The sequence below is a fragment of the Desulfatiferula olefinivorans genome, assembly GCF_054657895.1.
The window spans coordinates 101,009-116,338 of the sequence record NZ_BAAHXV010000005.1 but is presented as its reverse complement, the minus strand read 5'-3'; the positions used below and the strand labels follow the sequence as shown (position 1 = coordinate 116,338).

Below are 15,330 nucleotides of genomic sequence, written 5' to 3'. Positions count from 1 at the left end.
TGACACTGAGCAATCAGGTATTGTCCACGGTGAACCCCGCAAAGGTAATGGCGTTTTTCACCTTGTCGACAAAGGCGTTCTCCCGGATATCGAAGACCACGCGTTTGGCAGAGAGATCCACATTGACGTTGGAGGTTCCCTCCACGCTTTCCACCGCTTTTTTTACCGAATTCGAACAGTGCATGCAGTTCATGCCCGATACGCTCAGGACAACTTTTTCAGCCATATTCACCTTCCTTTTCCTAAGTGCGGCAAGCACCCGGGTGTCCAGATAATACCAGATCAGCATGGCAGCCAGAATCGCCGACCCGGTGAGCTTGAGCCAGGACGGCAGCATGCCCTGGTGATGGAGCGTGATCACCCGGCTGAAGCCGAAATACCCCACGAACAGATTCAACACATAGCCTGCGGTCAGGCTGGCCACACAGATAACAGTCAGATAAATGCCCACGGAACGTTTGCCCACGACCTTGGCGATCGTCGTAATGCCGATGGCGTTGGTGGCGGGGCCGGTCAGCAGAAAGACCAGGGCCGCCCCGGGGGACATGCCTTTCATGATCAGCGAGGCGGCGATGGGTGTGGAGGCCGAGGCGCAGACATACATGGGAATCCCGATGACCAGCATCAGGAGCATGGACAGAAAGTCGCTTCCCATGTACCGCTCGAAAAAGCCCTCGGGAATAAACACGGCGATGAGCCCCGCGATCAGAAACCCCAAAAGAAGCGGATTGGCAATGGAACCCAGAAGTTCGTATTCCAGATAACGCGGCGTATTGCGAGCCCGGTCTTTCATGGATTCTTTTTTTTCCATGACCGCCATGGGCAGCATGGTTCCCTCGTCGTTTTTCCCGAAAAGGTTAACCAGAAGTCCGGCGAAGAAACCCGTCACGATGGACGAGACCACACGGAACACCCCGAACACCCACCCGAGCAGGGAGTAGGTGACAAGAAAACTGTCGGCCCCCACTTCCGGCGTGGTAATCAGAAACGACACCGTGGCCCCTTTGGAGGCCCCGCTGTTTTTCAGCGAGGTGGCCACCGGCACCACCCCGCAGGAACATAAGGGAAGCGGAATACCGAACAGGGTGGCCTTGACGACCGAGCCCATGGAGTTTTTCCCCAGATGCTTCCGAACCAGCGATTCGGGAAAAAAAATATGCAGAATCGCCGCCACCAGAAAACCGAACAGCAGGTAAATCGCCACCTCATTGAAAAACAAGGCGATCTCCCTGATCAAATACACAATAAAATCCATGCCGTTACTCCTTTCAACACCTCAGGCCGTCAACCCTTGCGGACCTTGTAGATGGTCTCCACCAGCTCATCGATGGCCTGCTGCCCCTGCCCCAGACTGATGGCCGAGGCCACACAGCTTTCCACATGCCGTTTCATGATGATCCGGGAGACACCCGACAGCGCTTTTTCCGCTGCGGTAATCTGGTTGATGATGTCGATGCAGTATTTTTCATTCTCCACCATCTTCATGATTCCCCGAATCTGCCCCTCCACCTTCTTGAGCCGCGTCATGGCCTCGCTCTTCACCGCTTCGTTGATCATCTCTCCTCCGTCCCTGATTAATACCATACCCCAGTAGGGTATCCATGGACATACATTAAGACTCCGTCTGCAAAAGGTCAACTCTGTTTTTTCGAAACAGGACAATCGCATTTATCGTTTTTTCACATTCACGACCACGACAGGCCGGAGTATCTTACCTGTATCATCATTATGCGTATCCAAGGTCATGATAGAAAAGAACTCCGGCTCTTTTCTTCGTGGCTCTTCGTGACCTTCGTGGTTAAATCATTCAACCACCCGGTCGCTGCGCTCCCTGAAGCACACGAAGAGCACGAAGGAAACATGATTTGTCAAAGCCTAACACCATCATATGGAACCTGCTCGTGAAACACGTCCCTCAGGGGGCCATACAATACATGCGATTGCCCTGATTTAACGCCGCCGTCAAAGTAAGGCCGCTTCCAAAGCGAAACGACCTGTCAGAGAAATGAGGACTTAAAGGGGTTTGGGAATGTATCGGCTGTAATCTTTGATTTCGGCGTTGTAATTCGCGGTCATCAGGGGGCTTGAGATAAGAAAGTCGGCGGAGGCCCGGTTGCAGGCCACGGCCACGTTGTACAGCACGCTCATCCGGAGCAGGGCCTTGACATCCACGTCGTGGGGCTGGGCCGCCATGGGATCCCAGAAAAAAATCATGATATCAAGGCCCATGTCGGCGATCAGGGCGCCGATCTGCTGGTCGCCGCCCAGAGGACCGCTCTTGTAACGCCGGACATCGAGCCCGCATTTTTCGGCGATCAGTCCGCCGGTGGTGCCGGTGCCGCAGAGGTCATGCCGGGACAGAATGTCCCGGTTCTTGTCCGCCCACTCAAGGAGATCCATTTTCCGGGCGTCGTGGGCGATCAGGGCAATGCGTTTTCTGGGTGTCATGGGATTGGGCCTCCGTGTTGGCAATTGAAATGGTCCGTACCAGCCGAAGCGGTGACGGGCACGATCGGAATCCATTCATATCAAAATCACCTTCGAGTCGAAAGGATTTAGTGAAGGACAGGGGCAGCTCGTCGGGTTCATTCGCCTGATTTACAAAAGTATTACATGCCGTCCCGCCTTGCACCTTGCCTTTCAAAAGCCCCTCATTATAGTATGGCTCCATTATCGACAACCTCAAACCAAGCAATGTTTAATTTATGACGTCACATTCACCCATCGCCGTGGTCGGGATGGCCGGGGTTTTCCCCGGCGCAAACGACATCGACACCTTCTGGTCCCATATCGAAGGCGGCATCTGCGCCATCGGCGAGGTCCCCGAAGACCGGTGGATTCTGAATCCGGCCCGGACGGTCGCACAAACGGTCGCACCGGACAGAACCCTGTCCCGGAAAGCCGGTCTGATCCGGAATTTCCATTTTGACGCCGAAGGATTTGCTCTTTCACCCGGCCTGCTTTCGGAACTGGACCCCATGTATCACCTGGCTTTGACCGCAGGACGGGACGCCCTTAGGTCGGTTCGGACCACCGACGATCTAAGGAAACGATGCGGCGTCATTCTCGCCGCCATCGCCCTGCCCACGGACGCCGCGTCACGGGTCACCCGGGAGATTCTCGGGAAAACCGTCGAGGCCTCCATGTTCGGCGATGATATCCTTCACACCATGGCCCCGCTCTCACCGGCCCAATGTCTGGCCTCACGGGTGACGGCCCTGCCCGGTGCGCTCCTGGCCCGAGGTCTTGATCTGGGCGGCGGGAGTTACACACTGGATGCCGCCTGCGCCTCATCCCTGTATGCGATCAAACTGGCCTGCGACGAACTTGCCTCAGGCCGGGCGGACATGATGCTGGCCGGGGGCGTGTCCCGCCCCGAATCCCTGTTCACCCAGGCCGGGTTCACCCAGCTCAAGGCCCTGTCCCCCTCGGGCGTCTGCGCCCCCTTCGACGCCTCGGCCGACGGTCTGGTGGTCGGCGAAGGTGCCGGCATCATCGTTCTCAAACGTCTGGATGACGCCCTGCGCGACAAGGACACCATTCACGCCCTGATCCACGGTGCGGGCCTTACCAACGATATCGGCGGCAACCTTCTGGCGCCGGACACGGAAGGCCAGGTCCGGGCCATGCGCCTTGCCTATGCGACCACCGGCTGGTCTCCCGTCGATGTGGATCATATCGAATGCCACGGCACCGGTACGCCGGTGGGCGACGCCATCGAACTCAAGAGCCTGCGCGCGGTCTGGGGATCGTCCGGATGGACCCGGAACCAGTGCGCCATCGGCAGCGTCAAATCCATGATCGGCCACCTTCTGACCGGCGCGGGCATCGCCGGCGCGCTAAAAAGCATCCTTTCACTGACCCGCAAAACCCTGCCTCCGTCCCTGAATTTTAAGGCCCCGGCCTCCGGCAGTCCCCTGATCGACGGACCCTTTACCGTTTTAAGCCAGGCCGCCCCCTGGCCCCGGCCCGCACACCGACCCCGACGGGCCGCCGTCAGCGCATTCGGTTTCGGAGGGACCAACGCCCATGTCCTGATGGAGGAATGGGAACCGACCCGTGCCAAAACTTATGCGGTTCCCGCCATGCCCGATCCCAAACGGCCCGATGTGGCCATCGTGGGTCTTGGAGCGGTGTTCGGTCCGACGGATGATCTGTCTGGATTTCAGGATCTTATCTTTGACGCCCGACCCATGACCGGTTCGCCGGCCCCTGCCGAACGCCTTCGCGGTACGGACAGGGCCGCTCTGGTACACCTTGCCGGCACCCCCCTGCCCCGGGGGAATTACCTGAACGGGCTGACGGTTTCCATCGGCGAATTTCACATCCCCCCCAATGAATTTGCGGACATCCTGCCCCAGCATCTTTTGATGCTCAAGGCGGCGGCCCGGGCCATGGACGATGCGGGCCTTGCAAGGCGCGAGGACCGGCCCCGCATGGGAACGGCCATCGGCATGAACCAGGATTTCGAGGCCGCCAACTTCCATCTGCGCTGGAACCTGGAAAACCAGGTGAGTTCCTGGAACCGTGACTATGGATTGGGGCTTTCCCCCGATCAGGAACAGGTCTGGCTGTCGGATCTCAAAAAACAGGTTCAGCCGCCCCTGACCGCCGCCCGGACCACCGGCGCCCTTGGCGGAATCATCGCCAGCCGCGTGGCCAAGGAGTTCCGGCTGGGAGGCCCCAGTTTCATCGTGTCCGGTGAGGACACGTCCGGCCTCAAGGCCCTGGCCGTCGGCCTTCGGGCCATCCAGAACAACGAGGCCGATCTGTTCCTTGCCGGAGCCGTGGATCTTCCCGGCGAAATCCGCAATCTGGTCACCATGCGGCACCAGCGTTCCTGGTCCCATTCGGACACCATCACGCCCTTTGATCCGGCCTCGCCGGGGACCCTGCCCGGTGAAGGCGCCGTCGCCGTGGTCCTCAAGCGTCTGGATCAGGCCCGGACCGACGGAGACCGGATCTATGCCGTGATCAAAGGCGTCGGCGGGGCCGTGGCCGGTCCGGACCATCTGGCAGACGCCTACGCCGCATCCCTTGACCGGACGTTCACCGATGCCCGGCTGACCCCGTCCGCCATCGGTTATATCGAATGCCACGCCGGCGGCTTTGTGCCCGAAGACAGCGCCGAAGCCCGGGCCGTCAGCGATTGTTTCAGCGGCGTGTCCGGTCCCGTGGCCCTGGGGTGTACCAGTCCCGTCACCGGCCAGACCGGAGCGGCATCGGGGCTGACGGCCCTGATCAAAACCTGTTTGTGCGTCTATCAGCGGACGATCCCCCCCTTTGGACCCCATGGCCTTTCCGGCGGATCACCGTTTGACATCCGGACCTTCAACGCACCCGCTGCGAAAAAAGCCTGGGACACGCCGGTCCGCAGAGCCCTTTTGGGCTCCATCAGTCCGGACGGCAACGTCTGCCACGTGATCATCGAAAATGCCCCCGACGAAGACGCTCACACAAAACCCGGCACGGCCCCTCTGAAACCCGTGTCGGCCATGACGCGCAAGCCCGGAGCAAAAACGGTGACCCTGCCCGTTTGCGGCCCGCCCCTCTCAGGCGTGCTTCCGGAAGGCGTCCGGCCCATTCGGCCCGGTCGCCCGGTCATCACCCCGGCATGTTCGGGCCAGACGGATGCGATCGATCATGATTTTTTCGGGCAGACCCTCCGATCCTTCGAGGACACCATCGCCCAGACGGCCCGGGCCCACACCCGGTACCTCGAATTTTCCCAAACCATGACCCGGGCCTTTGCCGACGCCCTGGACTTCCAGAGTGACCTGATCGGCCGGGCTGTTTCCGCGGGTGATCCGGCATTGGCGGATGCCCTTGTGATCGACCGGCCCTTTGCCTGCGATCCGAAAACACCCCCCGTCGCCCGGCACATTCCGCAGACCCCCGCACCGTTGACGATTCCTGTGGAACCCGTCTTCGAACCGAAGGCGCCGCCCCGGCCGGAACCGACGTTTCCCCGCGACATGTGCATGGAATTCGCCATCGGCTCCATCGGCAAGGTGCTGGGCCCCATGTTCGATGAGGTCGACACGTACAAGGTCCGGGTCCGTCTGCCCGACGAACCCCTGATGCTGGTGGACCGGATCATGTCCGTTACAGGTGAAAAAGGCTCGCTGGGCTCCGGCACGGTGGTGACCGAGCACGATGTCCTTCCCGGAGCCTGGTATCTGGACGGCGGACGCTGCCCGGTGTGCATCTCCATCGAGGCCGGTCAGGCCGATCTCTTTCTCTGCTCCTACCTGGGCATCGATCTGGCCGTCAAAGGCAAGCGCAGCTACCGGCTGCTCGACGCCGTGGCCGAGTTTCACAGCGGCCTGCCCAAACCCGGCGACACGATCCGTTATGTCATCGACATCGACCGGTTCATCCACCAGGGAGAGACCTACCTGTTTTTCTTCCGGTTCAACGGCTACATCGGCGACCGCCACATCATCAGCATGCGAAACGGCTGTGCCGGTTTCTTCACCGAAAAAGAGGTCAAAGACTCCGGCGGCATCATCCTCACCGCAGAGGAAACCGCCCGCGTTCCCGGAGTGCTTGCCGCCGACTGGAAGGATCTCACCTCTTTTTTCCATTCCGGTGAGACTTACAGTCTGACCGACAATCAGGTCGACGCGCTCAGGCGGGGGGATGCGGAAGGCGCCTTCGGACCGTTGTTCAAATCCAGGCGGATTTCACCGTCCATGGTCATCCCCGGCGGTCGCATGAAGCTGGTGGACCGGGTGCTTGAAATCGACCCGGCCGGAGGCCGTTACGGTCTGGGTTCCATAAGGGCCCAGGCGGACATCCATCCGGATGACTGGTTTCTGACCTGCCATTTCGTCGACGACATGGTCATGCCCGGCACCCTGATGTACGAGTGCTGCATGCACACACTGCGCATCTTCACCATGCGCATGGGATGGATCACCGATCTGACCGATGTCGTCTGTGAACCGATCCCCAACGTAAAAAGCGTGCTCAAATGCCGGGGACCGGTGACCGTTGCGACAAAGCATGTGTTCTATCAGGTTGATATCAAGGAAATCGGATACAATCCGGAACCCTATGTGCTGGCGGACGCCCATATGTTCGCCCACGACCAGCACATCGTCATGTTCCGGGACATGTCCATGAAGCTATCGGGAGTCACCCGAAGTGATATTGAACGTTATTGGGGGATTGCGTGATCATGAACTACTCGAAGGTCTACATCGATTCATTCGGCTATGAACTGGCACCGGTGGTGGTCAGCTCCAGCGATCTGGAAAAACGACTGGAGCCGGTCTACAAAAAAATGCGCCTGAATCCGGGCCAGCTCGAAGCTCTGACCGGCATTTACGAACGACGGTACTGGCATCACCGTCACTCCATGCACGAAGGAGCGTCCATCGCCGCCAAACGGGCTCTGGCCAAATCGGGCCTGTCGGCCGCCGACATCGGCATGGTCATCTACGGCGGTGTCTGCCGCGACAACATCGAACCGGCCACGGCCTGCTCGGTGGCCGACTGCATCGGGGTGGGTTCCCATGCGGTGGTCTACGACGTGTCCAACGCCTGCCTGGGGGTTCTGACCGGCATGATCCAGGTGGCCAACGCCATCGAACTGGGCCAGATCAAGGCCGGGATCGTGGTGTCGTCCGAATCGGCCCGCCAGATTGTCGACCTGACCATCGACCGGCTGATCGCCGATCCCACCATGGAGGCCTTCCGGAAGACCATCGCCACCATGACCGGCGGTTCCGGCGCCGTGGCCGTGCTCCTCACCGCAGCCGAGATTTCGGACAAGGGTCACCGGCTCAAGGGCGGCGTCCTTAGAAACGCCGTGGAGCACCACAAACTGTGCATCTGGGGCCCCGATGCGGGGGTCATGGGAGCCGGGGCCCAGGTTTACATGGAAACCGACTCGGTCGGGGTTCTCAACCACGGAACCAAACTGGGCAAGGACACCTTCGAAGCCTTCAAACAGGAAATGAAACTCCGGCCGGACCAGCCGGACAAGGTCATCTGCCATCAGGTGGGGTCGGCCCACCAGAAGCTCATCATGGAAACCCTGGGCATCGACACGAACAAAGACTACGCCACCTACCCGTATCTGGGGAATATCGGCACCGTGTCCCTCCCCCTGACGGCGGCCATCGCCTCGGAGAGGGACTTTCTCCAGAAGGGCGATCTGGTGGGGTTCCTGGGTATCGGCAGCGGCCTGAACTGCATGATGCTGGCCGTCGAATGGTAGGTCGGACCGAATTTATCATTGCATCGGCGGCCCTTTGTCGTCTATAAACGACCTGTTCACCGATTATTCTCAAGGAAACCCATTGACATGACGACCATGGATCTGACCGACATCCGGCATCTGTACCCGTTTGACTCCCATTACCTTTCCGTCCGGGGCTTCAACTACCACTACATCGACGAAGGCTCCGGCGATCCTTTGATCATGATTCACGGAAATCCCACCTGGTCCTTTTACTTCCGTCACCTGATCGCGGGACTGTCCGGATCATACCGGACCATCGCCGTGGACCACATCGGCTGCGGCCTGTCGGACAAACCCGGCACGGACCAATACGACTATCGCCTGAAAAGCCGGGTGGATGACCTTGAAACCCTCATCGATCACCTGAACCTTGACCGGAAGCTCACCCTCATCGTCCATGACTGGGGCGGCATGATCGGCCTCTGCTACGCCCTTCGCCGGCCGGAACGGATCGGTCGCCTGGTGATCACCAACACCTCGGGCTTCTTTCCGCCGGGTCGGGGTATTCCCCTGCGGCTATGGATCATGCGCTACATCACGCCCTTTGCGAAAATCGCCACCCTGGGCTTCAATCTTTTCGCCCGGGCCGCCCTGTACATGGCCCCCCGGCGGCCCCTTGCCCCCGATGTCAAAAAAGGGCTGATTCTTCCCTACAACAGTTGGAAGAACCGCATCGCCACTTACCGGTTCGTGCAGGACATCCCCCTCACGCCGAAAGATCCCAGTTACGATCTGGTCAAATCCGTGGACGAGAATCTCCACACCCTTTCAGACATCCCCATGACCATCGTCTGGGGAAAACACGATTTCGTCTTTACCATGGACTATTTCAACGAGTGGAAGCGGCGTTTCCCGCGGGTCCATGCCCGGCTGTTCCCCAGTGCGGGCCACTATCTTCTGGAAGACGCCCCGGATAAAATTCTGGCCCATATCGAGGCCTTTCTGGCCAAGCATCCGCTGGATGAATAACGACGGGTGATATGATGGCGGATGACAAGGACACCAAAAAAAAGGCAAAGAAATCATCGCGAAAAAAAATGATCCTCGCGCTGGTCTTAACGGTTGCCCTGGCCCTTTCCGGAGCCGCCGTCTACCTTTTTCTGATGGGCAACAAACCGGCGGTCATGGAGACCATTGACCTGCCTCCCGAAATTGTCGCCTTCTCCTTTGAACGGCTTCCCGACGCCTACGCGATGCTTGTCTCTCTCGATGAGGAAATCCGCCGAACGGAAGGTGAAATCGCCCGTATCTCGGCCGTGGGCGAAACCTATCCGGACCAGAAGAAAATCGCCGAGGCCGAGGCCAAGGCCTGGACCGCGAACCTTTCCGCCCTCACCAAGATCCGTTCCGAATTTGAAAAACAGATTGAAATGCTGTACGTCTCCGTCACGGTCAACCCCGAAACCGGCCAGGCTTTGATCGACGAAAAAAAAGACGAATTCCTGAAAAAAACCGAGGCGGTCATCGTGCAGTCCAAAACCCTGACCGACAAGCTTCGGGCCATTGACGAGGCCCGGAGTTTTTTTGAAAAAACCCGAGACCGATTCAAAAAGTGATGATGCCGATGAACGAATTTACCACGGTCAATGTGGCCGCCCATCTGAAACTGCAAGCCGAGAAACAGCCTTACAAACGTGCCGTGGTCTACCCTGCGGGCCGCGATCAAAAGGGTCGGGTCACCTATTCCCACCTGACCTTTGCGCAGCTGGACCGGGAATCGGACCGCCTGGCCCAGGGCCTTGCCTCCATCGGCATCGTCCGGGGTACCAAGACCATTTTGATGGTCAAACCCTGCATCGATTTTTTCATTCTGACCTTCGCCCTGTTCAAGGCGGGCGCCGTCCCCGTGGTGGTCGATCCGGGCATGGGCGTGAAACGCATGCTCGAATGCCTCGCATCCACCGAAGCCGAGGCCTTTATCGGCATTCCCCTGGCCCACGTGCTCCGGACCGTCGCCTCCCGTTTTTTCACCTCGGTGAAAACCTGGGTCACCGTGGGCCGCAGACTGTTCTGGGGGGGACACACCCTCGATCAGATCCGCCATGTGTCCGACGAGCCCTTTGAATACGCACGGACCCTTTCCGATGAAACGGCGGCCATTTTGTTCACCACGGGCAGCACCGGCCCGGCCAAGGGCGTGGTCTACACCCACGGCACCTTCGACGCCCAGCTTCGGAACATTCAGGCCCACTTCAAGATCACGGCCGACGAGATCGACCTGCCCACCTTTCCCCTGTTCGCCCTGTTCGATCCGGCCCTGGGCATGACGGCCGTCATCCCGGACATGGACCCCACCAAACCGGCCAGGGTCAATCCGGTCAAAATCATCGAGGCGATTCAGAATCAGGGGGTCACCAACATGTTCGCCTCCCCGGCTCTCTTGAACCGGGTGGGAAAATACGGCAAGGACCACGGCGTCAAACTTCCGTCCCTCAAACGGGTTGTCTCGGCGGGAGCCCCGGTGCTTCCGTCCAACATCGAGCAGTTCACATCCATGTTCACCGGCGACACCCAGGTTCACACACCCTACGGCGCCACGGAGTCGGTGCCCATCCTGTCCATTGAAAGCGACGAGATCCTCCGTGAAACCCGGCAGTTCAGCGAAGACGGATACGGCACCTGCATCGGCCGTCCCATCGAGGACGCGGACGTCAGGATCATCCGGATCAGCGACGACCCCATTGAACAGTGGTCCGACGACCTGGAGGTTCCTCCGGGCGTGGTGGGTGAAATCACGGTCAAAGGCAGCCTGGTCACCACAGAGTACTACAACAATCCCGAAGCCGACCGCATGGCCAAGATCCATGAAAACGGCCACATCCGCCACCGCATGGGGGATCTGGGCTGGCTGGACAACAACGGCCGCATCTGGTTCTGCGGCCGGAAAAATCACCGGGTGGAAACGGGACGGGACACCCTTTACACCATCAGCTGTGAAGCGATTTTCAACAATCATCCGGACGTTTACCGCAGCGCCCTGGTGGGCATCGGCTCCAAAGGCAGCCAGATTCCGGTGATCATCATCGAGCTGAAACCCGAAACACCCCGGCGTGAACGCAAACGCATCCAAAACGAACTCCTGGCCCTGGCCCAGACCTTCGAAAACACCAAAACAATCCGCCACCTTCTGTTCCACCCTTCCTTTCCCGTGGATATCCGTCACAATTCCAAGATATTCCGCGAGAAACTTAAAGACTGGGCTGAAACGAAGGTGAAGGTGCAATAATTTAAAAACGAGGCGCAGATGACCGACACACAGAAGATTCTCGTCACCGGCGGCGGCGGCTTTCTCGGATTCGCCATTGTGAAGATGCTTATGGACAAGGGGCATGAGGTCACAAGCTTCTCCCGGAATCGCTATGACAGCCTGGATGACCTGGGGGCCGCCCAGATCCAGGGAAACCTTACCGACCCCGACGATGTGGACCGGGCCGTCCGGGGCATGGACGCCGTGTTTCACGTAGCGGCCAAACCCGGTGTCTGGGGGCGTTACGAGGACTATTACACCACCAACACCCTGGGCACGGAACACGTGGTCGACGCCTGTGTGCGCCACCGTATCCATCATCTGGTCCACACCAGCTCCCCCAGCGTGGTGTTCACGGCGGGGGACATGGAAGGGGTGGACGAATCCGTGCCCTACACCGAGGTCTTCCACACCCATTACATCAAAACCAAGAAAATGGCCGAAGACATCGTGCTCGACGCCGAGCGCAACCGGGGCCTTTCCGCCGTCATCCTCCGTCCTCATCTGATCTGGGGCCCCCGCGACAACCATCTGGTGCCCCGGGTCATCCAGCGTCGCAAAAAGCTGTTCAAGGTGGGAAAACGAAACAACCTGGTGGACACCATCTACATCGACAACGCGGCCCACGCCCATGTGCTGGCCCATGAAAAACTCTCCGAAAGCTCTGCCCTGTCCGGCCGGGTCTATTTCATCAGCCAGGACGACCCCATCCCCATGTGGGACATGATCAACGGCATTCTTGCCGCCGCAGGCCATCCCCCCATCACCCGCACCCTTCCCCACCGGGTGGTCTGGTGTGTCGGCGCGGTCCTGGAAGGGATCTACGCCCTCTTCCGCCTGCCCGGCGAACCGAAGATGACACGGTTCGTGGCCGATGAACTGGGCACCTCCCATTATTTCGACATCAGCGCCGCCAAACGGGATCTGGGCTACCGGCCCCTGATCTCCACCGACGAGGGGCTGGCCCGCCTCTCGGCCTGGCTCACGGAGCATCCGATCGCGGGGTGAGGCGCATACCGACAATTCACGATAATTCAGCTGATGGGCACCCTGCGCGTTGCCCATCCTACGGGCGAAACAAGGTAGGATGGGTAAAGCGCAGCGTGCCCATCCTGATTTTGAGCCGATAACCGGCTGGGAAAAGACCCTTTAAGATCTCCCGAATCCGACACTCTCGCATTGACTCTTTACAATCGTTCAATTATATCTGACATATGTTCAATGACCCCGCACCGGCCCATGGCACGACGGGTGTTTTTTTAAGCGACTCCCGTCATCAGAAGGTCCAAGGCCGCTACCGGGACCGGACGGTTCAAAAACGAAAGGATTCCGGATGAAACAGATCGTCACCGTGATGTGCCTGCTGGTCGCGTCCATACTCACTGAAACGGCCCGGGCCGACCAGTTCGTCGGCACCGGCTCACGCTGGCCCGTGGCCCAGACCAAGGCCATCGCCGGTCACCCCGACCTCGATGTCGTATTCGTCGGCGACGGCGACACGCTGAACGTGTTCAGCAAAAGCGACCTCACCCTTTCGGCCCACATCAGACTGTCCTCGATCAGTGAGGGCATAAGGGCTCTTTTGTATGATCATGATCGGCATCTTCTTTTTGCGGCCTGCGGCTTTTCCGGCATCCGGGTCGTCAATGTCCAGAACCCGTTGGCCCCCCTTGAAACCCCGGATGCATCAGCGGACCATGTGTACACCACCTCAGCCCACTACGCCTCCGTCAACCGCATCAACGCCTATGATATCGCCCTTCACGGGAATTATCTGTTTATCGCGGATTACAGTTACGGCCTGAGGGTTCTCGATGTTTCCGTACCGGACATCCCCCTTGAAAAAGGATGGCAGAATCTCGTGTCCGGCGAGGACATCATGACCCCCATGCGGATCGACCTCTATGCCGAGGGTCCCAACACGAATGTCCATGCCGTTGTCCTGATGAATTCGAACAAACTGCCCCTGATCGCGCGTTTTCCCATCTCAGGATTCGATGTCACGCCTCTCACCATTGCCGCACCGGACCTGACCCAGATGCCCTCGGTCATTGCCACGGGCTCCCTTCTGGTTCGGGACACCATGGCCTATTGCACGGAAGCGTCCATCCATGACCTGATCATCTGTGACGTCGATCCCGAGAACGACGTGGTCGAACCTGTGTTCTCCCAGTCGACGAACCCCGACTACGACCCGAGCGGCGACGACGACACCAAACAGACCCTGCTGCTCTTTTTTCCCCGGGGCTTTGACAAATTCAACGAGTATCTCTTTATCACGACCCACGGAAACTACGATCCTACCGGCCAGTCCAACTATTTCGGGCTGAATGTCGTCAATGTGGCCGATCCGTCGGCCCCCCGGGCCATCAGCCGCTATCCGCTGACCGGGGCCAACAGTGTCATGGTGGAGACTGACTCCGCTTACATCATGTCGATCCATGAAGGACTCTACAAGGTCGATCTGACCGTGGACCCCGACGCTGATCCGGAAGTCACCATCACCGACCCGCCCGGTCTTTCCCCTTCCCGGACCATGGTGAACGCCCATGGCCTCTGGGTCCAGAAGGACCTGGGCATCGTGTATATCGCGGACAACATCGCCGGAGCCGGCGGCGGACTGACCCTGCTTAGGCTCAAACCCCAGACCGCCGACGAGGAAGGCGAAACCGTCATCACCCGGTACGCCTCCCCGGCGCTGCCCATCCACGAGCGTTTTATAAGTACTCCGGGAACGGCCAAAGCCGCCTGCATCAATGAATGGAACTCTTACGCCTACGTGGCCGACGGCGACGCAGGCATCCAGGTCTTCGAAATTTCAAATGAAGGCGGCCCCGCCGATCCTATCCTCGTCCCGGGGTCCAACATTGGAATCGCGAGCGGTGACGTGATCGATGTGGAACCCATGGGCTCCCTGCTTGTCGCCGCCACCACGGACCCCGATGAAGATTTGTGGGTGGTGGATGTGTCGGCCCCCACCGACATCGACAATCCGGCCGTCTATACCCCCCGGCCGATCGACCTGTCCCTGGGCGCCGAGACGGCCCGCGGCGTCACTGCCTACGCCCGGGGGGACGCCCTCTACGCCATGGTTCCGGCAGGCGCTGAAGGCCTTGTCATCGTCCGTCTGAACCCCGATGACGAGCACCCTGATCAGTTGCAGATTCCGCCCTTGCCGACGCAGATTGTCACGATCGACGGCACCGACGCCAGAGGCGTCTTCGCCAAAGCCAATCATTCCGGTGATTATGCCGCCCTGGCCGACGGTGCGGGCGGCGTGAAACTCATCCGGCTGTTCCAGGACGACGCGCCCCTTGAGCTGGACCCCGTCACGGCGGCAACCATCGACACCTCGGCCTACGGCGACGCCATCGATGTGGCCGTCTTCGCCGACAGCACCGACACCCACCTCTACGTCCTCACGGACAACCCGGACCGGGCCATTTTACTCTATCAGGTCACCGACATGGAACACCCTGAATTCATGGGATATGCGGCATCCTACGGACGGGGCTCGGCCATCCTGGCCACCGAAATCATCGTCCCGTCGTCCACATCCCTGACCGGACAGGCCACCATCCGGGGCGTCATGGTTGCCGACGGCCCCGGGGGCATCGCCTTTCGCCAGGTGACCAACGACGGCAGTTCCCTCAGCGACCGGACCTGGCCCGACGACGGCAGTTCCTTCTGCTTCGTCTCCCAGGCCTTGTCATCCCCCGCTACCGGCATCCTGCTTTTGACGGCGGCGCTGTGGGCTGCAGCGGCCTTTCTTTTTCACCGGTTTTCTCGAGGAAAGGACAGAACCGGCCGATCCTTATGAGATCAAGGACTG

10 protein-coding genes are annotated in these 15,330 nt (G+C 59.6%); 7 read left to right on the top strand and 3 right to left on the bottom strand.

Annotation, left to right across the window (positions count from 1 at the left end):
- Window positions 1-13: 13 nt before the first annotated feature.
- The 3 genes from ACYQ11_RS05895 to ACYQ11_RS05885 form a co-directional block, all read right to left on the bottom strand.
- Window positions 14-1,255, bottom strand: a complete 1,242-nt coding sequence (locus tag ACYQ11_RS05895) for a permease (protein WP_459922832.1) — start codon at window positions 1,253-1,255, stop codon at window positions 14-16.
- 29 nt (window positions 1,256-1,284) lie between these two features.
- Complete coding sequence (locus ACYQ11_RS05890) at window positions 1,285-1,557, bottom strand: metal-sensitive transcriptional regulator (RefSeq protein WP_459922831.1); 273 nt, start codon at window positions 1,555-1,557, stop codon at window positions 1,285-1,287.
- Between the two features lie 456 nt (window positions 1,558-2,013).
- Window positions 2,014-2,448 (bottom strand): methylglyoxal synthase, encoded by a 435-nt coding sequence (locus ACYQ11_RS05885; RefSeq protein WP_459922830.1) that lies wholly within the window; start codon window positions 2,446-2,448, stop codon window positions 2,014-2,016.
- A gap of 257 nt (window positions 2,449-2,705) precedes the next feature.
- On the opposite strand from ACYQ11_RS05885, the gene ACYQ11_RS05880 reads away from it, so the two are divergent.
- The 7 genes from ACYQ11_RS05880 (at window position 2,706) to ACYQ11_RS05850 (ending at window position 15,318) form a co-directional block, all read left to right on the top strand.
- Complete coding sequence (locus tag ACYQ11_RS05880; protein WP_459922829.1) at window positions 2,706-7,181, top strand: beta-ketoacyl synthase N-terminal-like domain-containing protein; 4,476 nt, start codon at window positions 2,706-2,708, stop codon at window positions 7,179-7,181.
- A 2-nt stretch (window positions 7,182-7,183) separates the two neighbouring features.
- Window positions 7,184-8,227 (top strand): 3-oxoacyl-ACP synthase III, encoded by a 1,044-nt coding sequence (locus ACYQ11_RS05875; RefSeq protein WP_459922828.1) that lies wholly within the window; start codon window positions 7,184-7,186, stop codon window positions 8,225-8,227.
- A gap of 87 nt (window positions 8,228-8,314) precedes the next feature.
- Window positions 8,315-9,220: an alpha/beta fold hydrolase gene (locus ACYQ11_RS05870; protein ID WP_459922827.1), complete on the top strand. Its 906-nt coding sequence runs from the start codon at window positions 8,315-8,317 to the stop codon at window positions 9,218-9,220.
- An 11-nt stretch (window positions 9,221-9,231) separates the two neighbouring features.
- On the top strand, window positions 9,232-9,807 hold the full coding sequence (locus tag ACYQ11_RS05865; protein ID WP_459922826.1) for a hypothetical protein: 576 nt from the start codon (window positions 9,232-9,234) through the stop codon (window positions 9,805-9,807).
- An 8-nt stretch (window positions 9,808-9,815) separates the two neighbouring features.
- Window positions 9,816-11,477, top strand: coding sequence for a fatty acid CoA ligase family protein (locus ACYQ11_RS05860; protein WP_459922825.1), 1,662 nt, complete (start codon window positions 9,816-9,818; stop codon window positions 11,475-11,477).
- Between the two features lie 18 nt (window positions 11,478-11,495).
- Entirely contained in the window at window positions 11,496-12,506 is a 1,011-nt protein-coding gene (locus ACYQ11_RS05855) for an NAD-dependent epimerase/dehydratase family protein (protein WP_459922824.1), read from the top strand.
- 325 nt (window positions 12,507-12,831) lie between these two features.
- Entirely contained in the window at window positions 12,832-15,318 is a 2,487-nt protein-coding gene (locus tag ACYQ11_RS05850) for an LVIVD repeat-containing protein (RefSeq protein ID WP_459922823.1), read from the top strand.
- Window positions 15,319-15,330: the final 12 nt, after the last annotated feature.